The organism is Xanthomonas sp. LMG 12461, from assembly GCF_009192935.1.
Lineage (GTDB): Bacteria > Pseudomonadota > Gammaproteobacteria > Xanthomonadales > Xanthomonadaceae > Xanthomonas_A > Xanthomonas_A sontii.
On the sequence record NZ_NQYT01000035.1, the window covers coordinates 50,400 to 74,939 of the forward strand.

Here is a 24,540-nt window from a genome sequence, read left to right on the forward strand (position 1 = left end):
AAAGGGGGCCATGGTCCCAATGGGAGAAGGGAAGCATGTTCGCTGGCGCGGGCACGATCGTGACGTCCGCAAAGAAGCGGCCGCGGCGCGCTTGAGCCCTCTCCCCTCGGGAGAGGGGTTGGGGTGAGGGTACGGAGCGCAGCGCTTCATCCGCTCCCTGGGGTACTTCCCCCGAAGAGGACCATGGTCCACGGGGAGCAGGGATGCATCGAACGCGCTCCGCTGCAACATGCTCCCGCCTTGCGCGCAGGTTTGATGCAGCGCATCAAGATGGTGCCGTGTGTAGACACCTCCTGCGCAGAGGCGAGACCGCGCCAGTCGCCATCGTGTCGCGCATGCGACGGGCCATCACTACCCGTAATGACATGCGTTGGCTCGATCCGTGTCCCGCTTCTGCATGCGTTGACCATGAATTGGCTGCAGGGCGGCAGGATCCATTGCGTGCGCACGCCATCGCTCGGGCCGCCCTGGCAGAGCGCGACGCGTAACGTCATCATGCGCCGCTGCGTGATGCGTGCGGTGCGCACTACACTCGGCGTCACGGCGGGCGGTCCCCGCACGCCGGCCTTTCTTCTGGAGCGATGATGGAACTGGGTGTGTGCACGATGTGGCGGGTAGGGCAATGAGTCTGTACATCGGCCTGGACGTGGGCACGCAGAGCGTCAAGCTGCTCGCCTACGATGCCGACAGTCGGCAGGTGGTGGCCACCCACGGCCACGCGCTGGAGCTGATCAGCCGCGACGACGGCACCCGCGAGCAGCAGGCGCAGTGGTGGATCGACGGCATCGTCGCCTGCTTCGCCGCACTCAGCGCCGAACAGCGGTCGCAGGTGCGGGCCATCGCGGTGTCCGGGCAGCAGCACGGTTTCGTGCCGCTGGATGCGCAGGGTCAGGTCACCGCGCCGGTGAAGCTGTGGTGCGACACCAGCACCCAGCGCGAGTGCGAGGAGATCATGGACGCGGTCGGCGGCGCGCAGCGCTGCGTGGAATTGGCCGGCAACCCGATCCTGGCCGGCTACACCGCCTCCAAGCTGCCGTGGACGCGCAAGTATCGTCCCGATGCCTACGCGGCGATGACGACGGTGCTGCTGCCGCACGACTACGTCAACTTCTGGCTGACGGGCGAGCGCTACGCCGAGGTCGGCGACGCCTCCGGCAGCGGCTGGCTGGACGTGCGCACCCGGCAATGGTCGGCGCCGCTGCTACAGGCGATCGATCCGCAGCGCGACCTGGCCGCGGCGCTGCCGCCGCTGGTGCCGACCGAGACCAGTTTCCTTCTCTCCGCCGCCGCGGCGCAGACGCTGGGCCTGCCGCGCGAGGTGCGCGTGGCCACCGGCGGCGGCGACAACATGATGGCGGCGATCGGCACCGGCAACGTGGTGCCGGGCCGCCTGAGCATGAGCCTGGGCACCTCCGGCACGCTGTTCGCCTACGCCGAGCGCCCGGTGGTCGACCCGGACGCACGCTGGGCCGCGTTCTGCTCTTCCAGCGGCGGTTGGCTGCCGCTGATCTGCACCATGAACTGCACGGTGGCCACCGAGACCATCGCGCGTCTGTTCGGCATCAAGACCGGGCAGGGCGAGGCCTTGCTCGCCGCCACCGCGCCCGGTGCGGACGGATTGGTGCTGCTGCCGTTCTTCAACGGCGAACGCACCCCGAACCTGCCGGCCGCGCGCGGCTGCCTGACCGGCATGGACCTGCACAACACCACGCCGGCGCATTTCTATCGCGCGGCGATGGAGGGCGCCAGCTACAGCCTGCGCAACGGCTTCGATGCCTTCGTCGATGCCGGACTGCAATTCGATGCGATCTCCTTGACCGGCGGCGGCAGCAACAGCGCCGGCTGGCGCCAGCTCATCGCCGATCTGTTCGGCTTGCCGGTGCACGTGCCGGCGCAGGCCGAGGGCGCGGCATTCGGCGCCGCGCTGCAGGCGCTGTGGGCCGACGGCTGGGCGCAGGGCGACCGCGCCAGCTTGGCCGAGGTGGTGCTGCAGCACCAGCAGGACGACGCGACGCGCTCGGCGCAGCCGGATGCGCAGCGCGGCGCGCAGTACCAGGCGCACTACCAGAGCTTCCAGCGGCATCTGCAGGCCATCGGCCCGCTGTACGCCGCGTGATTCCCTTTCCCCCGCAACGCACCAGGACTTCGTGATGAGCACTTCCGTCTACACCGGCGCCAAGGAATACTTCCCGGGCATCGGTCGCATTCCGTTCGAGGGCAAGGCCTCGGACAATCCGCTGGCGTTCAAGGTCTACGACGCCGGCAAGCGCATCGGCGACAAGACCATGGCCGAGCACCTGCGCTTCGCCGTGGCCTACTGGCACAGCTTCTGCGGCAACGGCGCCGATCCGTTCGGCCCCGGCACCCGCGCCTATCCCTGGGACGCCGGCAGCGATGCGCTGGGCCGCGCAGAGGCCAAGGCCGATGCGGCGTTCGAGTTCTTCACCAAGCTCGGCGTGCCGTACTACTGCTTCCACGACGTGGACCTGGCGCCGGACGCCGAGGACGTCGGCCAGTACGAAAAGAACCTCAAGCACATGGTCGGCATCGCCAGGCAGCGCCAGGCCGACACCGGGGTCAAGCTGCTGTGGGGCACCGCCAACCTGTTCTCGCATCCGCGCTACATGAACGGTGCGGCGACCAACCCTGACTTCGACGTGGTCGCGCGCGCGGCGGTGCAGGTCAAGGCCGCGCTGGAGGCGACGGTGGAACTGGGCGGCGAGAACTACGTGTTCTGGGGCGGCCGCGAAGGCTACGCCTGCCTGCACAACACGCAGATGCGACGCGAGCAGGAGCACCTGGCGCGATTCCTGACCCTGGCCCGCGACTACGGGCGCAGCATCGGCTTCAAGGGCAATTTCCTGATCGAGCCCAAGCCGATGGAGCCGATGAAGCACCAGTACGACTTCGACAGCGCCACCGTGGTCGGCTTCCTGCGCCAGCATGGGCTGGACAAGGATTTCAAGCTCAACATCGAGGCCAACCACGCCACCCTGTCCGGGCACAGCTTCGAACACGACCTGCAGGTGGCCAGCGATGCCGGCCTGCTCGGCAGCATCGACGCCAACCGCGGCAATCCGCAGAACGGCTGGGACACCGACCAGTTCCCGATCGATCTCTACGACACCGTGGGCGCGATGCTGGTGGTGCTGCGGCAGGGCGGGCTGGCCCCGGGCGGGCTCAACTTCGACGCCAAGGTGCGCCGCGAGTCGTCCGATCCGCAGGACCTGTTCATCGCCCACATCGGCGGCATGGACGCGTTCGCGCGCGGTCTCGAAGTCGCGCACGCGTTGCTCACGACCTCGCCGCTGGAGCAGTGGCGCCGCGAGCGCTACGCCAGTTTCGACAGCGGTGCCGGCGCGGCCTTCGCCGCCGGCAAGAGCACGCTGGCCGACCTCGCCACGCATGCCGCGCAGGCCGGCGAGCCGACCCAGCGCAGCGGCCGCCAGGAAGCCTACGAGAACCTGATCAACCAGTACCTGCTGCGCTGAACCGGTGTGCGGCGGCGGCCCGGTGCCGCCGCCGCGCATGCTCCTTCCCGCGCGCCGGCCGTCTCCCTCTTGCACGCCACCAGGTGAACCCATGTCCAGTGTTCCGATCGATCGCCACGCCGACGCCGGCGAGAACACCCGCCTCATCATCCTGATCAGCTGCGTCGCCACCATCGGCGGCTTCCTGTTCGGTTTCGACAGCGGCGTCATCAACGGTACCGTCGATGGCCTCAAGCAGACCTTCCAGTCCAGTTCCGCCGGCACTGGCTTCGAGGTCGCCTCGATGCTGCTGGGCTGCGCGATCGGCGCGTTCCTGGCCGGCTCGCTGGCCGATCGCTGGGGCCGGCGCACCGTGCTGATCGTCTCGGCGGCGCTGTTCCTGCTGTCGGCGCTGGGCGCCGGCGCGGCGCACAACTCGGCGGTGTTCGTGCTGGCGCGGATGATGGGCGGGTTCGCGGTGGGTGCGGCCAGCGTGATGTCGCCGGCCTACATCGCCGAGGTCGCCTCGGCGCGCTACCGCGGGCGCCTGGCCACGGTGCAGCAGATCGCCATCATCGGCGGGCTGTTCTGCGCCTTCCTCAGCAATTATCTGCTGGCCAAGGCGGCCGGCGCGTCCACCGAGGCGCTGTGGCTGGGGCAGCCGGCCTGGCGCTGGATGTTCTGGATGCAGGCGCTGCCGTCCACCGCGTTCCTGCTGCTGTTGCTGGCGATTCCGGAGAGCCCGCGCTTCCTGGTGGCGCGGGGCCGCCGCGAGCAGGCGCTGGCGGTGCTGACCCGGCTGTACGGCGCCGGCACGGCGCAGACCAAGCTGACCGAAATCTCCGCCTCGCTGTCGGCCGACCAGCACACGCCGCGGCTGTCGGACCTGGTCAGCAAGGTCACCGGCAAGATCCGCCCGATCGTGTGGATCGGCATCGGCCTGGCCACCTTCCAGCAACTGGTCGGCATCAACGTGGTGTTCTACTACGGCGCGGTGCTGTGGCAGGCGGTGGGTTTCTCCGAGAGCGATGCGTTGTTGATCAACGTGCTGTCCGGTGCGTTGAGCATCGGTGCCTGCCTGATCACCGTGGTGTTGATCGACCGGGTCGGGCGCAAGCCGCTGTTGTGGATCGGCTCGGCCGGCATGGCGGTGTCGCTGGCCCTGGTCACCATCGCCTTCGCCAGCGCCTCGCTGGATGCGGCCGGCAAGCTGGCGCTGTCGCCGGGCATGGGCCGGCTGGCGTTGATCGCCGCCAACGTCTACGTGGTCTTCTTCAACATGTCCTGGGGCCCGGTGATGTGGGTGATGCTGGGCGAGATGTTCCCCAACCAGATCCGCGGCTCCGGCCTGGCGGTGGCCGGTGCGGCGCAGTGGATGTCCAACTTCGCCATCACCGTGACCTTCCCGGTCCTGCTCGGCAGCATCGGCCTGGCCGGCGCCTACGGCATCTACACCGTCGCCGCGTTCCTGTCGGTGTTCTTCGTGCTGCGCTACGTGTACGAGACCAAGGGCAAGGAATTGGAGCAGATGCAGGGCTGAGGCTGAGGCGCACGCGCGTGCTGCGCGCGTGCCATCTCTGGATCGGTGTGTCTGCAGCGAGCGGCCGAAGGCATTGCCGGATCGGCGAAGGCGCTGCGCGCGCCGTACCCTCACCCCAACCCCTCTCCCGGTGGGAGAGGGGCTTTGGCCTTTCCCTTCTCCCACCGGGACCATGGCCCCCTTTTCGGGGGAAGGTGCCCCGCAGGGGCGGATGAGGGTCTGGGCGAATCCTTGTGAGCAGATCCGCGCAGCCCATAGGGATTCATTGATTCCTGAGGTGTGCGAAGGGCGGTCCCATCGGTGTGCGCTTGTTGTGTTACTTTATAACAATTGTCACTCCGCCTTGCTTGCCGTCCCTCGCTCCCTTGCCGCTCCCGCCGTTCCGATGAACCTGCAGATCCCCTCGCCATTGCCCGATGTCGCTGCCGACGAACCTTCGCAGATCGCCGCTCCCCTGAACTGGGTGGGCATGGACGGCATCGCGCTGCCGATCAGTCTGGACATGGGCGAGGGCGCGCCTGCGACACCCGTGCCGGCGCAGGCCGCGCTTGCCGTCGATCTGCCGTCTGCGCAGGTCAAGGGCATTCATATGTCGCGGCTGTACCGCCTCCTCGACGAAAGCGCGCAGCAGCCGCTGTCGCCGTCGCGCCTGTCGCAATTGCTGCGGGCGATGGTGCACAGCCATGCCGACTGCGCCTCGACCGCGGCGCGGGTGTCGCTGCGCCTGGAACTGCTGCGTCGCAGCCCGGCATTGCGCAGCCCGGGGCTGGCTGGATGGCGGGCGTATCCGCTGCGGATCGACGCCGAACTGCGTGGCGGCGTGGTCCGGCTCGGACTCGGCGTGGATCTGCTGTATTCCTCGACCTGCCCGTGTTCGGCGGCGCTGGCGCGGCAACTGCTCAGCGAGGCCTTCGTGCAGCAGCACCCGGAACAGGCCTCGCTATCGCGGGAGGCGGTGGCGGACTGGCTGCTCCGGCACGGCAGTCACGCCACCCCGCATAGCCAGCGCAGCGTGGCCTCGGTGCGGGTCGGCGTGTCGGCGCGCGCGGTGCGCTTCGACGCGGAGGGCGTGATCGCGCTCGCCGAGCAGGCCCTGGCCACGCCGGTGCAGGCGGCGGTGCGGCGTGCCGACGAACAGGCGTTCGCGCGCCGCAACGGCGAGAACCTGATGTACGTGGAGGACGCCGCGCGCCGCCTGCAACAGGCGCTGGGTGCGCGCTACGCCGAGGTGCAGGTACAGGTGCGGCATCTGGAGAGCCTGCATGCGCACGATGCGGTGGCGGAGACCGCATCGGCGCCGGTGGCGGTCATGGCCGGGGAGGCCGCCCCTGACTTGGCGCAGGCCTGACCGCGGCCTGCGGGTGGTCGGTACGTGCGCACTGATGCCGACCGGATCGCGCACGTCGCCCGGGCTGCCCCGGCGTTCCAGGTAGGCTTGGGTCGGCGTGCCGGCGTCTGCAGCCGTCTGGCCGAGGACGATCGACACCCGCGCAACCAGGAATGAGACGCGTCGGGCCGTGGCCGGCGCCGAAACGCAAAAAACCCCGCCAAGGCTGGGTTTTTGCTGTGTCGCGCTGCAGGCGAGGCGAGGATGGCGCTCCCTAGGGGACTCGAACCCCTGTTTTAGCCTTGAGAGGGCCACGTCCTAACCACTAGACGAAGGGAGCGTTTGGTCGCGTCGATTGCAGCGCGCTAGTATATGGGTCTCGCCGCCCTTCGGCAATCCCGCAACCCGATACGGAAGCGCCATCATCAATCCGCCAGTTCCATCGCCATTCACCCTGCGCGCGATCCCGCGCGATCAGCACCCCATCTCGCGCAAGGACATCAGCCCCAACGCCCTGCGCGTGCTGTACCGGCTGCGCGAGGCCGGCTTCGGCGCCTACCTGGTCGGCGGCGCGGTCCGCGACCTGCTGGTCCAGGTCCAGCCCAAGGATTTCGACGTCGCCACCGACGCCACCCCCGAGCAGGTCAAGCAATTGTTCCGCAACTGCCGCCTGATCGGCCGCCGCTTCCGCCTGGCGCACGTGGTCTACGGTCGCGAGATCATCGAGGTCGCCACCTTTCGCGCCAACGTCGACGACGGCAGCGGCGACCGCGAGGTGGACAACGGCCGCCTGGTCCGCGACAACGTCTACGGCAGCATCGAGGACGATGCGGTGCGCCGCGACTTCACCTGCAACGCCTTGTACTACGCCATCGAGGACTTCTCGGTGCGCGACTACGTCGGCGGCTTCGAGGATGTGCAGGCGCGGTTGATGAAGCTGATCGGCGATCCCGAGCAGCGCTACCGCGAAGACCCGGTGCGCATGCTGCGTGCGGTACGTCTGGCGGCCAAGCTCGATTTCGAGATCGAGGCCGTTACCGCCGAGCCGATCCCGCGCCTGGCCGGGCTGCTGGCCGAGGCCGCGCCGGCGCGGCTGTTCGAGGAAGTGCTCAAGCTGTTCCTGTCCGGCCATGGCGTGGCCAGTTTCGAGGGCCTGGAGCGGCACGGCCTGCTCGCCGCGCTGTTCCCGGAGAGCGCGGCGGCGCTGCGCTCCAACCGCAGCGGCGCGCTGCGGCGGATGCTGATCGAAGGCCTGCGCAACACCGACAACCGCGTCGCCAACGACGAGCCGGTGTCGCCGGCGTTCCTGTTCGCGCTGCTGCTGTGGCCGGCGTACTGCCGCGCGCTGATGACCCTGCAGAAGCAGGGCATGCAGATGGAGGAGGCGCAACGCCGCGCCGCCGACCGGGTGACCCTGCACCAGCTTAGCACTGTGGCGCTGCCGCGGCGTTTCTCGCTGCCGATGCAGGAGATCTGGCTGCTGCAGTCGCGCTTCACCTCGCGCCAGCGCAAGCGGGTAGTGCGCACGCTGTCGCATCCGCGCTTCCGCGCTGCGTTCGATTTCCTGATCGTGCGCCAGTCCGCGTCGGACGAGCATGCGGCCGACATCGGCTACTGGCGCGAACTGCAGCAGCAGCCCGGCTACGCGCCGCCGCCGCGCGGCTTCGATCCGGAGGTGGACTACGCCGGCGACGAGCTGGCGTTCGCGCCGCCGGCCGACAGCGAAGAGACCCCCAAGCGCCGCCGGCGCCGGCGCCGCCGCCCGGACGCCGCCACGCCCGTCGAGTGAGCGCTGCGACACCGGCGCCGGTCCAGGCCTGCATCGGCCTGGGCGGCAACCTTGGCGACGCCGCGGCGACCCTGCGCGCGGCCCTGGCCGCGCTCGACACGCTGCCGCAGACCCGCCTGCTGCGTGCCTCGCAGCTGTATCGCAGCCCGGCCTGGGGCCGCGAAGACCAGCCGGACTTCATCAACGCCGCGGCGCTGGTGACCACCACCTTGTCGGCGACGGACCTGCTGCAGGCGCTGCTGGACCTGGAACACCGCCACGGCCGCCAGCGCCTGCCCGGCGAGCGTTGGGGCCCGCGCACCCTGGACCTGGACCTGCTGCTGTATGCCGAGGCGGTGATCGATCTGCCGGGGTTGCAGGTGCCGCACCCGTTCCTGCACCAGCGTGCGTTCGTGCTGCTGCCGCTGGCCGAGATCGCCGCCGACGCGGTCATTCCGGGCCATGGAACGGTGCGTGACGCACGCGACCGCATCGAAACCGGCGGGATCGTGCCAATCGGTAGATAATGCTCGGCTCATTACCGCAGCACATGAGCTTATGAGCAGTCACGCCGACAGCAAGCCCTGGACCGTTCCCGCCCTGGCCGAGGCCAAGCGCCGCCAGCAGAAGCTGGTGATGCTGACCGCCTACGACGCCGGCTTCGCGCGGACCTTCGACGCCAACGGCGTGGACCTGATCCTGATCGGCGATTCGCTGGGCATGGTGGTGCAGGGCCACGATTCGACTCTGCCGGTGAGCGTGGACGACATCGTCTACCACACCGCCGCGGTGGCGCGGGTGCTGCAGCGCGCGCTGCTGGTGGCCGACCTGCCGTTCCAGTCCGATGCCACCCCCGAGCGCGCCTTGGACGCGTCGACCCGGTTGCTGCAGGCCGGTGCGGAGATGGTCAAGCTGGAGGGCGCCGGGCACAAGCTTGAGGTGATCCGCTTCCTCAGCGAACGCGACATCCCGGTGTGCTCGCATCTGGGCCTGACCCCGCAGTCGGTGCTGACCTTCGGCGGCTACAAGATCCAGGGCCGCGAAGAGGCTGCCGCGGCCAAACTGCTCGCCGACGCCAAGGCGGTCGCCGCGGCCGGCGCCGCGCTGCTGGTACTGGAATGCGTGCCGTCGCCGCTGGCCGCGCGCATCACCGCCGAGATCGACATCCCCACCATCGGCATCGGCGCCGGTCCGGACTGCGACGGCCAGGTGCTGGTGATGCACGACTTCCTCGGCCTGGACAGCGGCCACCGCCGCCCGCGCTTCGTCAAGGATTTCCTGGCCGAAGGCGGTTCCATCGCCGGTGCCGCACGCGCCTACGCCGACGCAGTCCGCGACGGCACCTTCCCCGACGCCGAACACGCCTACGCCAAATGATCGAGACCGTCACCGACCTGGCGCGACTGCGCGCCATCGTTTCCGGCTGGAAGCGGCAGGGCCTGCGCGTGGCCTTCGTGCCGACCATGGGCAACCTGCATGCCGGGCATTTCTCGCTGGTGATGCTGGCGCGGCAATACGCCGATCGCGTGGTCTCCAGCGTTTTCGTCAATCCGACCCAGTTCGGTCCGAACGAGGACTTCACCCGCTACCCGCGCACGCCCGAGGCCGACACCAGCGGCCTGGAAGGCGCCGGTTGCGACGTGCTGTGGCTGCCGACGGTGGAGAGCATGTACCCGCTGGGCGTGGAGCTGGCGCTGCGCATGCACACGCCCGGCGTCAGCGAGGTGCTGGAAGGCGCCTGCCGGCCCGGCCATTTCGATGGCGTGTGCACCGTGGTCGCGCGCCTGTTCAACCAGGTGCAGCCGGACCTGGCCGCGTTCGGCAAGAAGGACTACCAGCAGCTGGCGGTGATCCGGCAGATGGTCGCCGACCTGGCGTTCCCGATCGAGATCCTGGGCGGCGGCATCGTGCGCGAGGCCGACGGCCTGGCGATGAGTTCGCGCAACCAGTACCTGTCGGCGGAGGAGCGGCCGCGCGCGGCGCAGATCCACCACACCCTGCGGGCGATGCGCGACGGTCACCTTGCTGGGCGCCCGCGCGCCGAGGTGGAGGCGGCGGCGACCGCGCAGCTGCAGGCGGCCGGTTTCGAGGTCGACTACAGCGTGCTGCGCACGCCCGACCTGAGCGAGCCGCAGGACGGCACCGGTCCGCGCGTGGCGCTGATCGCCGCGCGCCTGGGCCGCACCCGGCTGATCGACAACCTGGAATTCTGAGCGCGGCAGGCCGCGGCACCGTCGTCGTAGCAGCGGCTTCAGCCGCGACCGGGCTTTCCCGCGATCGCCGGTCGCGGCTGAAGCCGCTCCTGCGACGGTTTGAGGCCGCCCCTCACCACCGCCACCTAACCCTCGGCTGCTAAACTGCGCGTCTTTCCTGACCGCAGTCCCGTGCCATGCAACTGAGCCTGTTGAAGACCAAGATCCACCGCGCCACCGTCACCCATTCCGAGCTGAACTACGAAGGCTCGATCGCCATCGACGGGCTGCTGCTGGACGCGACCGGCATCCGCGAATTCGAGCAGGTGCACATCTGGGACGTCACCAACGGCGCGCGCTTCAGCACCTATGCGATCCGTGCCGACGAGGGCAGCGGCATCATCTCGCTCAACGGCGGCGCCGCGCGCCACGTGCAGGTCGGCGACCTGATCATCATCGCCGCCTTCGCCGGCATGAGCGAAGAGGAAGCCGCGCGCTTCCAGCCGACCCTGGTCTATGTGGACGGCGCCAACAAGATCACCCACACCAACCACAGCATCCCAAAGCAGGCCGCATGACACAGTCCACCGGTTTCGACGCACTGCATTCCCACGCCCAGCGCCTGCGCGGGGCGCGCCTTCCCGACCTGCTGGCGGCCGAACCCGGCCGTGCCGAGACGTTGGCGTTGCAGGTCGGACCGCTGTACTTCAATTTCGCCCGGCAGAAATACGACCGCGCTGCGCTCGACGCGCTGCTGGCGCTGGCGGCCGACCACGACCTGGCCGGCGCCTTCCAGCGACTGTTCCGTGGCGAGACGGTCAACGTCACCGAAGGCCGCGCCGCGCTGCACACCGCGCTGCGCGGCAACCTCACCGACGCACCAGTGGCCAGCCAGGCCCACGCCAGCGCCCGCGAGGTGCAGCAGCGCATGCGCGCGCTGATCGACGCTCTGGCGCAGACCGAGGTCACCGATATCGTCAGCGTCGGCATCGGCGGCTCCGATCTCGGCCCGCGCCTGGTCGCCGACGCGCTGCGTCCGGTCACCGGCGCGCGCTTCCGCGTGCACTTCGTCTCCAACGTGGACGGCGCGGCGATGCAGCGCACCCTGGCCACGCTGGACCCGGCGCGTACCGCCGGCGTGCTGATCTCCAAGACCTTCGGCACCCAGGAAACCCTGCTCAACGGCCAGATCCTGCGCGACTGGCTGGGCGGCAGCGAGCGCCTGTACGCGGTCAGCGCCAACCCCGAGCGCGCCGCCAAGGCCTTCGACATCGCCGCCGGCCGCGTGCTGCCGATGTGGGACTGGGTGGGTGGCCGCTATTCGCTGTGGTCGGCGGTGGGCTTCCCGATCGCGCTGGCGATCGGCGCCGACGCCTTCGAACAGCTGCTGGAGGGCGCCGCGCAGTTCGACGACCACGCCCTGAACGCGCCGCTGGAGCGCAACGTGGCCGTGCTGCATGGCCTGACCACGCTGTGGAACCGCAACCTGCTCGGCTATGCGACGCAGGCGGTGATGACCTACGACCAGCGCCTGGCGCTGCTGCCGGCCTACCTGCAGCAGCTGGTGATGGAGAGCCTGGGCAAGCGCGTGCGCCTGGACGGCAGCCCGGTCGAGGCCGACACCGTGCCGGTGTGGTGGGGCGGCGCCGGCACCGACGTGCAGCACAGCTTCTTCCAGGCGCTGCACCAGGGCACCAGCATCGTGCCGGCCGACTTCATCGGCTGCATCCGCAACGACGACCCGTACACCGTCAACCACCAGGCGCTGCTGGCCAACCTGCTGGCGCAGACCGAAGCGCTGGCGAACGGGCAGGGCAGCGACGATCCGGCCCGCGACTACCCGGGTGGCCGCCCGAGCACGCTGATCCTGCTCGACGCGCTGACCCCGCAGGCGCTGGGCGCGCTGATCGCGATGTACGAGCACAGCGTGTACGTGCAGTCGGTCGTCTGGGGCATCAACGCCTTCGACCAGTTCGGCGTGGAACTGGGCAAGCAGCTGGCGAGCCAGTTGCTGCCGGCGCTGCAGGGCCAGTCCACCGAAGTCGCCGACCCGGTGACGCGCGCGGTGCTGGGGCGGTTGCAGGGCTGACGCGAAGCGAAGCGCACGGGTCCGTTCGCCGCCGTGCGTTCGCGAGGAACGATGCGGCCTGCGGGCGTGCATCGCAATGGCAATCTCCGGTCCAGGAAGGAAGCAGGGATGATGAACGCGAAAAGGATGGTGTGTTGGATGTTGCTGCCGGCGGTGCTGAGCCTGGGGGCGTGCCAGCGGCAGGCTCCGGAGCAGAATCCGGCCACGGCGGCGCAACCGCTGCACGTCGTCGAGGTCCGGATCGGCGCGATGCGCGACGGAAGGCCTGTGCCGCAGACCAGCGATGCGCCGATCCTGGTCAACGTGGCCCTGCGCGGCGCTGCCCACGGACAGGCCCTGAAAGCGCGCTTGCTGGACCTGCGCGATGGTCGCCAGGTCGGGCTGGTGGAGCGCGCCATGACCCGCTCCGATCAGCTCCAGTCGCTGCGTTTCGACAACGCGGCCGGCTGGCCGCCGGGGCGTTACATGCTGGAGGTGACGCTCGATGGCAAGCTCGCCTCGCAGCAGGACGTCGATGTGATGGAGCCGGCGAACAGCGCGCCGCGTACGGGCTCCTAGCGCGGCGCGGCGCCCGTACTGGACAGCGCCTGCAGGAACAGCACCAGCTTGTGCTTCTCCTCCGCGGTCAGACTGATCGGTCGATTGCGGGCGAGGTTGCGATAGTAGACCTCGTGTTCCACCGCCGCCGGCAGATCGGCGATGCTGCCGTCGTGCATATAGGGCGCAGTATCGGCGACCGTCCGTAGCGACGGGGTGCGGAAGGCGCCCAGATCCTGCGGCGCCCGCGTCACCGCAAAGCGGCCCAGTTCCGCCACGCGAACGTCGGAGAGGATGGAATCGCCCAGGCTCCTGCCTTCGCGCTTCTGTCGCTCCAGTACGTCGAGCAGGGCGGCGACGTTGCCGGCGACCTGGTTGAAACCGATGCCGGCGTGATGGAAGCGCTGATCGCTCGTGGTCGCAGGCGTGCCGTCCAGCCGGTGGCAATCGACGCAGCCGGCCTTGCCGGAAAACAGCGCCAATCCCTCGCGTTCGTCCTCGCTCAGCGATGCGCGCGCGCCATGCGTCGTCCGGTACGTCTCGTAGCGCGTGGGCGGCGCCGGCAAGGCGCGGATGTAGGTGGCGAGCGCGGCGGCCACGACCTGGATGTCGCCGTCGTCCTCGCCGGCGGCTGCATGCAACAGTGACGCGTAGCGCGGGTCGCGGGCGAGGTGGGCCAGCACGTCCTGCCGATCGGCCAGGCCCATCTCGCGTGGGTTGGTCAATGGTTGCAGGACGGCTTCTTCCAGTGTCGCTGCGCGTCCGTCCCAGAAAAAGTGGGTCATGAAGCGGCTGTCGAGCAGGCTGGGCGCGTTGCGTGCGCCGTGTTGGCCGCCTGTCCCGGTGGACACCGCGGCACCGTCGGTATAGGCCAACTCGGCGCGATGGCAGCTTGCGCAACTGGTCTTGCCATCCGCGCTGAGCCGCATGTCGTGGAACAGCGCCTGGCCAAGCGCGATCCGCGCTGCCGCCGTGTCGTGCTGATCGCCACCACACCCGGTCAGCACCAGGACCAGGGCGGCCGACCACAGGCGCATGCAGATGACGATGTGATGACGCCAGTTCCTTGGCATGACGCTGTTGACTCCTGTCCCCACTGTCGGATATCTATATCCAGGCTGAATGCACGAAGCAAGGTCAGCATACGGACAGCCGGCCATCGTGGCCAGTCTTCAGGGATGAACGCATGGAACGTCGCGGCGCAGGGATGGGCTCGGTCGTGGGTTTGCTGAAGCGGGCGGCGCACGTGCCCGCGCGCGGTTGGCGGCGCATCGTGGGCAGAACGGTGGCGGCCTTGTTGCTCACCCTTCTGGCCTGCACGTCTGGTGCCACCTCCTACGTCTACGACGCGCAGGGGCGTCTGGTCGCGGTCAGCAACGATGCCGGTGCCAGTGCTCGCTATCGCTACGACACGATGGGCAATATCGTCGCCGTCGAACGCGTCTCCAGCGGAACCCTGGCGGTGCTGGGCTTCAGTCCGGGGCGCGGTGCGGCGGGCGATCGCGTGCTGATCCAGGGGCAGGGATTTTCCACCGCTGCGTCCTCCAACAGCGTGGCTTTCAATGGGCAGGCGGCCACGGTGGTGGCTGCCAGCGCACGCGAGTTGACCGTGCTCGTGCCTGCCAACGCCAGTACCGGCCCGATCTCCGTGACCGTGGCTGGACAGAGCGCGAGCAGTGCGCAGCAGTTCGTGGTCGATGCCAACCTCCGTCAGCCGACCATCACCGGCATATCGCCGTTGATCGCCAGCGCCGGTATGGCGATCACCGTCGACGGACAGAACCTGGTCCCGGTCGCCGGGCAGACCACGGCGAAGCTGGATCGCAAGACCGCGGTGCTGTCGAGCGCCACCGGCACGCGCCTGGTCTTTCCGGTGCCGGGCAGGAGCGGCAGCGGACCGGTGACCGTGACTACGCCCTACGGCAGCGCCACCAGCAGCCAGGATGTGCTGGTGGTGCCAAGCAGTGTGTCGTCCGTCGGCATCGCCAGCGTCACGCGCCTGACCCTGGACGCCGCCGCGGTCGACGTCGCGGTCGCCAACGCGGGTGGGTCCGCCGCGGTCCTGTTCACCGGCATGGCCGGCGATTACCTCAGCGCGCAATTTCAGTCGCTGGCGTCCACGACGTTGAACTACCTGGTGTTCGGCACCGATAACGTGGAGATCGCCAGTGGACTGGTGAATGCGAACCAGCCCACCCTGCATCTGCCGCGGTTGAAGGTGGGCGGCACTTACCTGTTGCTGCTCACACCCAGTACTTCCTCCGCCAGCTGGAAGATGGGAGTGGAGCATGCCGGGAGGCTTGCGCTGGACGGTGCCGAAACCAGTGTCGCCACGTCGATCGCCGCGCAATCGAAGCGCTACACCTTCCTGGCCCAGGCCGGGAGCAGGCTGGGCCTGGCGCTGACCGAGCAGTCGCCGGTCGGCAGCGGGTGGGGGACAGCTTTGGCGCAGGTCTTCGACGCCGACGGCGTCAATCTTGGCTATCAGTACTGCAATCAGGCCAACAACGGCTGCGCACTCAACATCGCCGCGCCCAGGACCGGCGTGTATCAGGTGCTGCTGACGCCCGGTACGAGCGGCGCACGCACAATGCGCCTGAATCTGTTGCTCTCATCGGATCTGGTGCAGGCGTTGCCGAAGGACCAGGATGTGGTCGTGGAGACACAGCGTAGAGGCCAGAATCTGCGTTTGTCGTTCGAGGCCGCGGCGGGCGAGGCGTTCGCGTTGCAAGTCGCCGGCCAGACCACCGCGCCCGCCGGCCGCGATGTTTACTACCGCGTTTACGCGCCTGATGGCACCAGTGTTGCCTCGATGGCGGTGCGCGCCGCAGGTACCACCTACGTGACGGCGAAGACCAGCGGCACCTATCAGGTGCTGGTGGATCCCGGATTCGGAGAAACCGTGCGGTTGCAGACGCGGCTCAGCACCGGAGACGCAGGTGGTGGCGGTAGTGGGATCGATGGCGCCACCGGCGCATTCGCAACGCAACTGCCGGGCGACAGCGTGTACTTCACCTTTACCGCGACCGCCGGGCAGAGCCTGGGGCTCGGCATCAGCGAGCTGCAGTCCAACGAAAGCGGCCCGCTCAACGTCACGATCTATGGCCCTTCAGGCACGCCGATGGCCGGTGCCGCCTGCGAGGTGGCCAACGACGGCTGTGATGTGAATCTGCCGGAACTGGCGGCGGGACGTTATGGCGTCCTGGTCGCCCCTGCCACGACGACGCAGACGATGCGCTTCAAGGCGACCCTGTCCACCGACCTGGCGCTTTCCTTGACGCGGGATGCGGTCAGCCAGGTCGGCATCGGCCGGCGCGGGCAGAACGCAGTGCTGTCGTTCCAGGCGGGTGCCGGCGACGCATTGGCACTGCAGGTGTCGGAGCAGACCACGGCGCCGGCGAACGGCGTGGTGTACTACCGCGTGTACCGGCCCGATGGCACGGCGTTGTCGTCGATGGCGGTGTCTGGCTCGGGCACCCTGACGATGAATACGCCTATCGCCGGGACTTACCGACTGTTCGTGGATCCGCGCTATGGCGCCACCGTGGCCGCCAAGGTGCTGGTGACGACCGGGAGTGCGGGTGGGTTGCAACTGGATGGCAGCAGCGGCGAGTACAGCGCCGCCGCCGGTCAAAGCGTGTTCTTCAGCTTCAGCGCAGCGGCCTCGCAGAACCTGGGATTGGGCATCGGCGATCTGAACCTGAGCAGCGGGACCTATGTCAACGTCAAGATCGCCAATCCCAACGGTTCCACGCTCACGACCGCGACCTGCTATGCCGCCAATGGCTGCGCCTTCAATCTGCTCAACCTCGCCGCGGGCAACTATGGCGTGACCGTGAGTCCGCAATCTGGCTCCCAGAGCGTGGCGTTCAAGGCGACCCTCTCCACGGAGGTCGCCGGCTTCCTGCAGAGGGATGCATTGAGTTCCGTGAACATCTCGCGCTATGCCCAGAATGCGCGCCTGACGTTCGCCGGGACCGCCGGCGAGAGCCTGGCTTTGCTCGTCGCTGACGCTGCGACCAGGCCGACAGGCCGCGACGTGGTTTATGCGGTGTATCGGCCGAACGGCGCGTTCTGGAAGGACGTGACGGCCAGCGGCAACGTCATTCTGGCCCTGCCCAATCTCCCGGAGACGGGGAGCTATCGGGTGTTCGTCGATCCGGTGGGCGGCGCGTTGTGGTCGGCCCGGTTGAAACTCTCCACGGGACAGGACGGCAATGTCGAACTGGACGGCGCAGGTGGCAGCTACCAGGCGCCCGCAGGGCAGGGCGTGCATTTCTCCATCGATACCCAGGCCGGCCAGAATCTGGGGCTGGGGATCACCGACATCGCGGTGAGTTCGGGCAGTTACTTCAATATCGCCGTCTACAGCCCGAACGGTACGACCTTGTACAGCGGCATCTGCTACGCCGAGGACGGATGTTCGTTGCCGCTGAGGAACACCTTGGCGGGACGCTACAGCGTGGTGGCGACACCGACCTCGGCGAGCCAGGCGATCAAGTTCCGCGCAGTGCTGTCGTCCGAGTTGCTGGATCAGCTGACCCGCGATCAGCCCTTGCATCTGGCGCTGGCCCGGTATGGGCAGAATGCGCGGCTCCGCTTCCAGGCGCAGGCAGGCGAGTCGTTGATGCTGCTGGTCGCGGCGCAGACGACACTACCCGCCGGTCGCGATGTGGTGTATCGCGTGCTACGGCCGGATGGTGCTGTCTGGAAGACGGCGACCATCAAGGTGGGCGATGCCATCAATCTGATCAATATTCCAACGTCTGGCGAGTATGCAATCCAGGTCGAGAGCCGGACAGGAAGCCCGCTGGAAGCGGACATCATCCTGTCCTCGGGCGTCGCGCTGCCGATCGACGGCGCTCCTGCGCATGTCGTGACCCGGTTGCCGGCGCAGTACAAGCACTTTTCTTTCGTCGCCAGTCAGGGGCAGAACCTGGGACTGGGCATCAGCGGCATCCAGGTCGTCGGTCCCGGCGCGCAGCGCGTCGTCGCGACTCTCTACAAGGCCGATGGCAGCACATTGGCAAGCAGCTACTGCGATGTCGAACGTGGCGGCTGCGATTTCGATCTCGCCAATCTGGCGGCAGGCAAGTACGCGCTCTTGATCGGCCAGGGCGACGATCAGGCGGCGACCTATGACGTGACGCTGTCCAGCGATCTGCCCCTGAACCTGCAGCGCGACACGCCGCTGGCCGTCTCCGTCGCCAGGCGCGGGCAGAACGCCCGGTTGAGCTTCCAGGGGCAGGCGGGCGACAAACTTGCCGTGCTGGTGCAGAACCAGGCGACCACGCCCGCGGATGGCACCAGCTATTACAGCGTCTACCAGCCGAATGGCACCCTGCTCACGTCCGGATCGACGCGTACCGGTACTGCGATCGGCCTGGGCAGTCTGCCGACGACTGGCCAGTACAGCGTGGTGGTCGATCCGCAGTATGGGCAGACGATCGACACCACCGTCGCCTTGTCCACCGGCACGTCAGTGGCCGTGGACAGCAGTCGCACGTTCGCTGCGGGTCCGCCCGGCGCGGGCATTTTCTTCTGGTTCGATGCGCAGGCTGGGCAAAAGCTCGATTTCGGACTCGATCAGATCGCATTGTCCGGCAGCGGGTTCGGTTGGGTCTATGCGACGTTCTATCGTCCGGATGGCAGCAAGGTCTTCTCCAACACGAATTGCTTCCGTACCTACGGCTGCGGATTCTCCATCGACGCCGCGCAAGCCGGACGCTATGGCGTCGTGGTGGTCCCTTCGACGGAAGACCAGAGCTTCTCCCTGACCGCCTCGGTGTCCAGCACCGTCGTCGGCACCTTGGCGTGGGATGTCCCGCAGTCGATCGCGCTGGACAGGCACGGAAAGACCGCCACGCTGTCCTTCAGCGGCACGGCAGGGCAGGGCGTACTGATGCGGGTGGTCAATCAGACGACCTCGCCGGCCGGCCGGCCGGTGACCTACGCGCTGTACCGGCCGGACGGGCAGTTCTACAGATCGTTCAGCGCAAGCACCGGCAGCAGCGACCTGAGTTTCCCGGCGCTGCCGACAAGCGGCACCTATCGATTGCGGATCGTGCCCGAGGACGGTGTCACCGCGGCGATGGACACCACGTTGGACAGTACACCCTAGAACACCGGCGCGGTTCCGTCGAACGGACGCAGAACGGAAGCAGGCATGGAGCGGAGCGAGCATATGACGTGGTTCAACAGCGCATGGAAAAGCGTGATCCTGGGTGGGCTGCTGGGCGCGCTGGCGTCGACGGCCGCCTCCCAACAGTTGGTCTGGTCGACGGCGGCCATGCCGGCCGTCGGCATTGGCGCTGTTCCTGCAGTGCTCGGGCAGTGGCATGCAACCACATTGGCCGATGGCAGCGAGCTGGCGCTGGCGCCCGACGGGCGCTTTCTGCGCCATCGCGTGCCCGGTCAGCGTGCGCGCGAGATCGCGCTGCCATCGGTACGCATCGATGCCAGCGTCACCTTGCTGCCGAGCGGGCGCGTGCTGGTCTGGGGCGGCCGCGATGCCAAGGGCCGGCTGCAGGACGGCGGCGCGTGGTTCGATCCGGCAAGCGCCTCCGTGCAGCCGGCCACGGGGCTGAGCCTGCGTGCGCGCTATGGGCACACCGCCACGGTACTGACCGATGGTCGCCTCCTGCTCGCCGGCGGCACTGGCGATGGCGCCGGTGCGCAGGTGTGGGACGAAGCCAGCGATCGGGCGATCACCCTGCCTGCGGATCTGCCGGGCGGCGGCAACGCAAGCTCGCGCCTGCTGGCCGATGGCCGTGTGGCGTTGCCGGCGTCGCGGAACGCCCAGCGCATCGCCAGCGATGCCGTGTTCGATCCGCTCGCGGGTGCGTTTCTTCCGTATCCGGCCAGCATCGCCGATACGCCAGGCGCGCCACGGCTCGCCGGCAGCGTGCCGGTGCAGGGGGCAGCCGGCGTCGCGCCGACCGCGCGGCTCGCGCTGCGCTTCTCGCGTCCGCTGCACATGCCCACGTTGTCCGCGCGCACCGTCACCCTGGTCGGTCCGGAGGGGCGCGTCGCGGTACGCATCGCGCCTGTGGAGCAGGGGCGTCTGCTGTTCGTGCAGCCGCGTCAGGCCTTGTTCCCGGATTCCCGCTACACCCTGATGGTCGACGGTGCGCGCGGCGCATCGGGCGATGCCGTGCCGTTGATCGCCCTGGATTTCCGCACCGCCGCCTACGACAGCAACGGACAGCCGGTGGCGCACGCAACGGCCGCGCCGGCAGAGGCGGGCGCCGCACCCAGCGTGCAGATGACCGGTGCAGGCACGCCGGCGTCCTGTGCCAACGACGGTGTGCCGTGCCGCGCGCACGGCCTGTTGGTGGACGGCATCTGGTACCCGGGACAGGACAATACCGACAGCCGCTGGCGCATCTATGGCGCCTCGCAACAGCCGGAACATAACGCGCGCATCGCGCGCATCGCCGCGACCTTCCACGTGACGATGGTGCGCGGGCGTGTGGTGCGGGTGGACCAGCAACCCGTGGCCGGGGTCGAGGTCAGCATCGGCAAGGAGCGCGCGCTTACCGACAAGAACGGCTGGTTCACCCTGTTCGATGTGCCGGCGGGGCACCAGGAGCTCTACGTCGACGGTAGCACCGCCAACACGGCCGGCGCCGAATACGGTCAATTCGTCGTCGGCACCGAAGTCGCCGCCGGCCGATTGAACGAACTCGGCTATCTGCTGCATCTGCCACGCATCGCCGCGCGCGACAAGATCCGGATCCCGTCGCCGACCGTCCAGGACATGGTCGTTGGTCACCCGGACATTCCCGGCCTGCAATTGCGCATTCCCAAGGGCACCGTCGTGCTGGACCGCAAGGGCCGCCTGGTGACCGAACTGGCGATCGTGCCGACGCCGGTCAATCGCGCGCCGTTCCCGGTCACCGAAAACCATCCGATGGCGTTCACGGTCGAGCCGGGCGGCGCGCAGATCCGCGGACTCGACCCCGGCGCCAACAACGGCATTCAGGTCTACTACCCCAACTACGACGGCTACGCCGCGGGTACCCAGGCCAATTTCTGGATGTACGACCCGCGCGATGGCTGGCGCGTCTACGGCAAGGGCACCGTTTCGGCCGACGGCAAGCATTTCGTTCCCGAGCCTGGCGTCGCCTTGCACCAGACCATGGGCGGCATGTACAGCGTGCCCAGCAACGACCCGCCCAGCGAGGCCGGGTTGCCGCCGGATGGGCATTGCTGCGGAACCCCGGGTAGCGGCGGCGTCGCCAATGCGGCCGATCCCATCGACCTAAAGACCGGCGAATTCGTCCATTCGGAAACCGACCTGCAGATCGCCGACGTGACGGCGCTGAGCCTGTCGCGCAGCTACCGTCCCCATGACATGAAGCAGCGCGAGTTCGGCATCGGCACCGCGTCCAACTGGGGCTACTACCTGCACAACCCCGGGGGCACCTACGATTCGCTCGATCTGGTGCTGCCGACTGGAGCTTATATCCGCTTCGATCGGGCCTCCGGTTCCGGCCCGCGTGGCGAGTGGCGCCAAGCCGGTTCGACCACGCAGTATGCCGGTGCCGTGCTGCAATCGGTCTACGATCCGGACCCGTTGCAGCCGTGGGGCCGCGGCTTCCGCATCACCCTGCGCGACGGCAGCCGCATGCAATTCTCCAGCTACATGGACACCCGCCTGCGCTGGCTGGAAGACCGCTATGGCAACCGCACCACGCTGCTCTACGATGCCGGCTTGGTCGCGCGCATCGTCTCGCCGAGTGGGCGCTATATCGGCCTGGAGTACGACACTCGCAATCGCATCGCGGCCGCCACCGACAACGCCGGCAATCGCTGGACCTATGCCTACGACAGCAATGGCTTGCTCGCCACGGTGGGGTTCCCCGATGGCGGCAGCAAGGCGTATGCCTACCAGACCAGAAGCCAGAACAACGCACTCGCGCAGCATCGGATGCAGTCCATCACCGACGCGCGCGGCAAGCGCGTCCTGCTCAACGAGTTCGAGGTCGTCAACGGCGTGTCCACCGGCAGGGTCGTCAAGCAGACCCAGGCCGATGGCGGCATCTTCGTCATCGACTATGCGCATGTCGATGGCGGCACCACTGGTGTGCTCGTCACCAGTCCGGACGGCAGCAAACGCCGCGTCGTCTTCGACGGCAACAGCGCCTATCCGAAGACCGACATCCTGGCCTATGGCACCGACAAGCAACAGACGTACAGCTTCGAGCGCAACGCCTACGGGCAGGTCACCGCCAGTATCGACCCGCTCGGCCGTCGCACCGAGTATCGCTACGACGCGGGCGGGCGACCGCTGCAGGTCACGCTGCTGGCGGGCACCACACAGGCGCGCGTGTCCAGCCTCAGCTACACCAGTGACGGCGACCTGCAATCGGCGACGGATCCGCTCGGGCGGGTCACGCGCCTGGACTACGGCGCCAACCGCTGCCTGACCGCGGTCACCGACCCTGGCGGCCGCACGGCGCGCTTCGCCTGCGATGGCGCGGGCCTGCCGTTGAGCGCGACCAATGCGATCGGCCAGACGATCGCCTTCCAGTACGCTGGCTACGATCTGGCCGGCATGGTCGATCCACTCGGGCGCAGCACCCGCTTCCAGTACGACAGCCTCGGTCGGGTGACCGGCAGCCGCGATGACCAGGGCAACGTCACGCGCCAGGAATACGACGCGCTTGGCCGTGTCAGCAAGGCCTACGACGCCGCCGGCAACGTGACCGAGTTCGGCTACGACAAGAACGGCAACGTCGTGGCGATCCTGCTGCCGCACGGCAACGGCATCACCTATACCTACGACGAGCGCAACCGTCCGCTGACCCGTACCGACGCGCTGGGCCAGTCCGAGACATGGACCTACGACACCATGGACCGGGTCGCCAGCTACACCGATCGCAAGGGCCAGAAAAAGACCTTCACCTACGACGTGCTCGGGCGCCTGTCGGTGGTCACCGAGGCCGACGGGCGCACCCAGACCTTCACCTACGACGCCGGCAACCGCCGTGTGGCGCTGGTCGATTCGGCAGCGGGTACCCTGAGCTGGGACTACGACCTGTTCGACCAGGTCATCAAGGCCATCACACCGCAAGGCAACATCGTCTACGAATACGACGCCGCGGGCCGCCGTACCAAGATGATCGCGGCCAACCAGGCGGCACTGGAATACCGCTACGACGACGTCGACCGCTTGCGCACCCTGCTGCAGGGGAGCGAGACCGTGGCGTTCGATTACGACGCCGCCGATCGCCTCACCGAGACCACGCTGCCCAACGGCGTCAAGACCGGGTACGCCTACAACACCGCCAACCAGACCACCGGCATCGCCTGGCTCAAACCGGACGGCACGGCCCTTGGCGAGATCGGCTATGGCTACGACCAACTGGGCCGGCTGGTGGCGCAGACCGGCAGCTTCGCCCCGCAGGCGCTGCCGGCGGCCCGCAGCGGCAGCTTCGACGACAACAACCGGCAAACCCAGGCCGACGGCCAGACGCTCAGCTACGACGCCAACGGCAACCTGCTCTCCGATGGCGTAAGGACCTACGTCTGGAACGCGCGCGACCAGTTGGTGGAGATCAAACAGGGAACGGCGAGCATCGCCAGTTTCGGCTACGACCCGCTGGGTCGAAGAGTGAGCAAGACCGAAGGCGGGCAGACCGTCAGCTATCTGTACGACGGGCTGGACGCGGTGCAGGAAACCCAGGGCGGCACCGTCAACGCGATCCTGACCGGGCTTGGCATCGACGAGCGTTATGCGCGGAACGAAGCCAGCGGACGTGCGTACTTCCTGACAGACGCCCTTGGCAGCACCCGCGCACTTACCAACGCCAGCGGTGCCTTGATCCAGCGCTACGACTACACGCCTTACGGACAGACCAGTCAAGCCAGCGCAGGGACCAGCAACCCGTATCAGTACACGGGGCGGGAGCGGGACGCGAGTGGACTTTACTACTACCGTGCGCGATATTATCAGCCGGAATTAGGGCGCTTTATTGGGGAAGATCCGATTAGGCTTTCTGGTGGGATAAATGGTTACGCGTATGTGAATGGTAATCCGGTGGCCTTGGTGGATCCTTACGGTCTATGGGCCGGTATAGATGATGCAGTTTTTATGTTGGGCGGAGCATTGGTGGGTGTTGGCGGGCAAGGAATATCCGATCTCATCTCCGGAGATTTGAGCGGTTGGGAGAAATATACGGGCGCTGCCGCAGGTGGAGCGTTAGGGGGTGAGGCGCTGCTCTATACCGGAAATCCAATTCTTGCAGGCGCAGTTGGTGGAGCTTCCACTAATGCGACTTCGCAGGGGCTTGAAATGCTTACTGGGAAACGTGCATGTTTTAACTGGAGCACTTTCATTGCTGATAGTGGTATCGGTGCGCTGACTGGGTTTATTCCTGGCGCTGGGAAGCTAATGCCTGGATTTGCTGGCCGAAACGGAATATCTGCGGTGGCAAAATCCTCCTTAACTAAATTAAAGAACGGAAGTATTAGTAGTGTCTCTGGTAAAACATTTTCCAAGATGATGGCTGCTAATATCATTGAGAATTTTCCAGGAGGTGGTGCTGGGGGAGTGGCTGCCGTTCCGTCAGGCGCTCTACTTGATAGTCAGACATCCTGTGGGTGTAAATAA

At 67.8% G+C, this 24,540-nt stretch carries 14 protein-coding genes and 1 tRNA gene; 13 read left to right on the forward strand and 2 right to left on the reverse strand.

Annotation, left to right across the window (positions count from 1 at the left end):
* Positions 1-622: 622 nt before the first annotated feature.
* The 4 genes from xylB (at position 623) to folE2 (ending at position 6,358) form a co-directional block, all read left to right on the forward strand.
* Positions 623-2,116, forward strand: coding sequence for a xylulokinase (xylB, locus tag CEK68_RS09660; protein WP_152239247.1), 1,494 nt, complete (start codon positions 623-625; stop codon positions 2,114-2,116).
* A gap of 34 nt (positions 2,117-2,150) precedes the next feature.
* Positions 2,151-3,491, forward strand: coding sequence for a xylose isomerase (xylA, locus tag CEK68_RS09665; RefSeq protein WP_152239248.1), 1,341 nt, complete (start codon positions 2,151-2,153; stop codon positions 3,489-3,491).
* A 91-nt stretch (positions 3,492-3,582) separates the two neighbouring features.
* Positions 3,583-5,010, forward strand: coding sequence for a sugar porter family MFS transporter (locus tag CEK68_RS09670; protein WP_152239249.1), 1,428 nt, complete (start codon positions 3,583-3,585; stop codon positions 5,008-5,010).
* A 397-nt stretch (positions 5,011-5,407) separates the two neighbouring features.
* On the forward strand, positions 5,408-6,358 hold the full coding sequence (gene folE2 / locus CEK68_RS09675) for a GTP cyclohydrolase FolE2 (RefSeq protein WP_193314158.1): 951 nt from the start codon (positions 5,408-5,410) through the stop codon (positions 6,356-6,358).
* A gap of 244 nt (positions 6,359-6,602) precedes the next feature.
* Here folE2 and CEK68_RS09680 read toward each other — a convergent pair.
* Positions 6,603-6,677: transfer RNA gene (locus CEK68_RS09680), tRNA-Glu, on the reverse strand.
* Positions 6,678-6,707: 30 nt separating this feature from the next.
* Here CEK68_RS09680 and pcnB point away from each other — a divergent pair.
* The 7 genes from pcnB to CEK68_RS09715 all read left to right on the forward strand — a co-directional run bounded on the left by pcnB (position 6,708) and on the right by CEK68_RS09715 (position 12,944).
* Positions 6,708-8,126, forward strand: a complete 1,419-nt coding sequence (gene pcnB, locus CEK68_RS09685; protein WP_152239271.1) for a polynucleotide adenylyltransferase PcnB — start codon at positions 6,708-6,710, stop codon at positions 8,124-8,126.
* Positions 8,123-8,632: a 2-amino-4-hydroxy-6-hydroxymethyldihydropteridine diphosphokinase gene (gene folK / locus CEK68_RS09690; protein ID WP_152239251.1), complete on the forward strand. Its 510-nt coding sequence runs from the start codon at positions 8,123-8,125 to the stop codon at positions 8,630-8,632. Before pcnB ends, folK begins: the two co-directional genes overlap by 4 nt.
* A gap of 31 nt (positions 8,633-8,663) precedes the next feature.
* Positions 8,664-9,482 (forward strand): 3-methyl-2-oxobutanoate hydroxymethyltransferase, encoded by an 819-nt coding sequence (gene panB / locus CEK68_RS09695; protein ID WP_150410827.1) that lies wholly within the window; start codon positions 8,664-8,666, stop codon positions 9,480-9,482.
* Complete coding sequence (panC, locus tag CEK68_RS09700) at positions 9,479-10,318, forward strand: pantoate--beta-alanine ligase (RefSeq protein WP_152239252.1); 840 nt, start codon at positions 9,479-9,481, stop codon at positions 10,316-10,318. The genes panB and panC overlap by 4 nt, the downstream gene beginning before the upstream one ends.
* A gap of 176 nt (positions 10,319-10,494) precedes the next feature.
* Positions 10,495-10,875, forward strand: a complete 381-nt coding sequence (gene panD / locus CEK68_RS09705; RefSeq protein WP_017916972.1) for an aspartate 1-decarboxylase — start codon at positions 10,495-10,497, stop codon at positions 10,873-10,875.
* On the forward strand, positions 10,872-12,386 hold the full coding sequence (gene pgi / locus CEK68_RS09710; protein ID WP_152239253.1) for a glucose-6-phosphate isomerase: 1,515 nt from the start codon (positions 10,872-10,874) through the stop codon (positions 12,384-12,386). Before panD ends, pgi begins: the two co-directional genes overlap by 4 nt.
* A gap of 108 nt (positions 12,387-12,494) precedes the next feature.
* On the forward strand, positions 12,495-12,944 hold the full coding sequence (locus CEK68_RS09715; protein WP_152239254.1) for a hypothetical protein: 450 nt from the start codon (positions 12,495-12,497) through the stop codon (positions 12,942-12,944).
* Here CEK68_RS09715 and CEK68_RS09720 read toward each other — a convergent pair.
* Positions 12,941-14,083, reverse strand: a complete 1,143-nt coding sequence (locus CEK68_RS09720; protein ID WP_152239255.1) for a cytochrome c peroxidase — start codon at positions 14,081-14,083, stop codon at positions 12,941-12,943. The genes CEK68_RS09715 and CEK68_RS09720 overlap by 4 nt on opposite strands.
* Before the next feature lie 26 nt (positions 14,084-14,109).
* On the opposite strand from CEK68_RS09720, the gene CEK68_RS09725 reads away from it, so the two are divergent.
* Entirely contained in the window at positions 14,110-19,044 is a 4,935-nt protein-coding gene (locus CEK68_RS09725) for an IPT/TIG domain-containing protein (protein ID WP_152239256.1), read from the forward strand.
* Between the two features lie 63 nt (positions 19,045-19,107).
* Positions 19,108-24,540, forward strand: a complete 5,433-nt coding sequence (locus tag CEK68_RS09730) for an RHS repeat-associated core domain-containing protein (protein ID WP_193314153.1) — start codon at positions 19,108-19,110, stop codon at positions 24,538-24,540.

What these genes read in the sequence shown, in the direction of transcription:
- xylB (WP_152239247.1), top strand. Translation starts at nt 623, where the DNA reads ATGAGTCTGTACATCGGCCTGGACGTGGGCACGCAGAGCGTCAAGCTG.
- xylA (WP_152239248.1), top strand. Translation starts at nt 2,151, where the DNA reads ATGAGCACTTCCGTCTACACCGGCGCCAAGGAATACTTCCCGGGCATC.
- CEK68_RS09670 (WP_152239249.1), top strand. Translation starts at nt 3,583, where the DNA reads ATGTCCAGTGTTCCGATCGATCGCCACGCCGACGCCGGCGAGAACACC.
- panB (WP_150410827.1), top strand. Translation starts at nt 8,664, where the DNA reads ATGAGCAGTCACGCCGACAGCAAGCCCTGGACCGTTCCCGCCCTGGCC.
- panC (WP_152239252.1), top strand. Translation starts at nt 9,479, where the DNA reads ATGATCGAGACCGTCACCGACCTGGCGCGACTGCGCGCCATCGTTTCC.
- panD (WP_017916972.1), top strand. Translation starts at nt 10,495, where the DNA reads ATGCAACTGAGCCTGTTGAAGACCAAGATCCACCGCGCCACCGTCACC.
- pgi (WP_152239253.1), top strand. Translation starts at nt 10,872, where the DNA reads ATGACACAGTCCACCGGTTTCGACGCACTGCATTCCCACGCCCAGCGC.
- CEK68_RS09715 (WP_152239254.1), top strand. Translation starts at nt 12,495, where the DNA reads ATGATGAACGCGAAAAGGATGGTGTGTTGGATGTTGCTGCCGGCGGTG.
- CEK68_RS09720 (WP_152239255.1), bottom strand. Translation starts at nt 14,083, where the DNA reads ATGGCCGGCTGTCCGTATGCTGACCTTGCTTCGTGCATTCAGCCTGGA.
- CEK68_RS09725 (WP_152239256.1), top strand. Translation starts at nt 14,110, where the DNA reads ATGGAACGTCGCGGCGCAGGGATGGGCTCGGTCGTGGGTTTGCTGAAG.
- CEK68_RS09730 (WP_193314153.1), top strand. Translation starts at nt 19,108, where the DNA reads ATGACGTGGTTCAACAGCGCATGGAAAAGCGTGATCCTGGGTGGGCTG.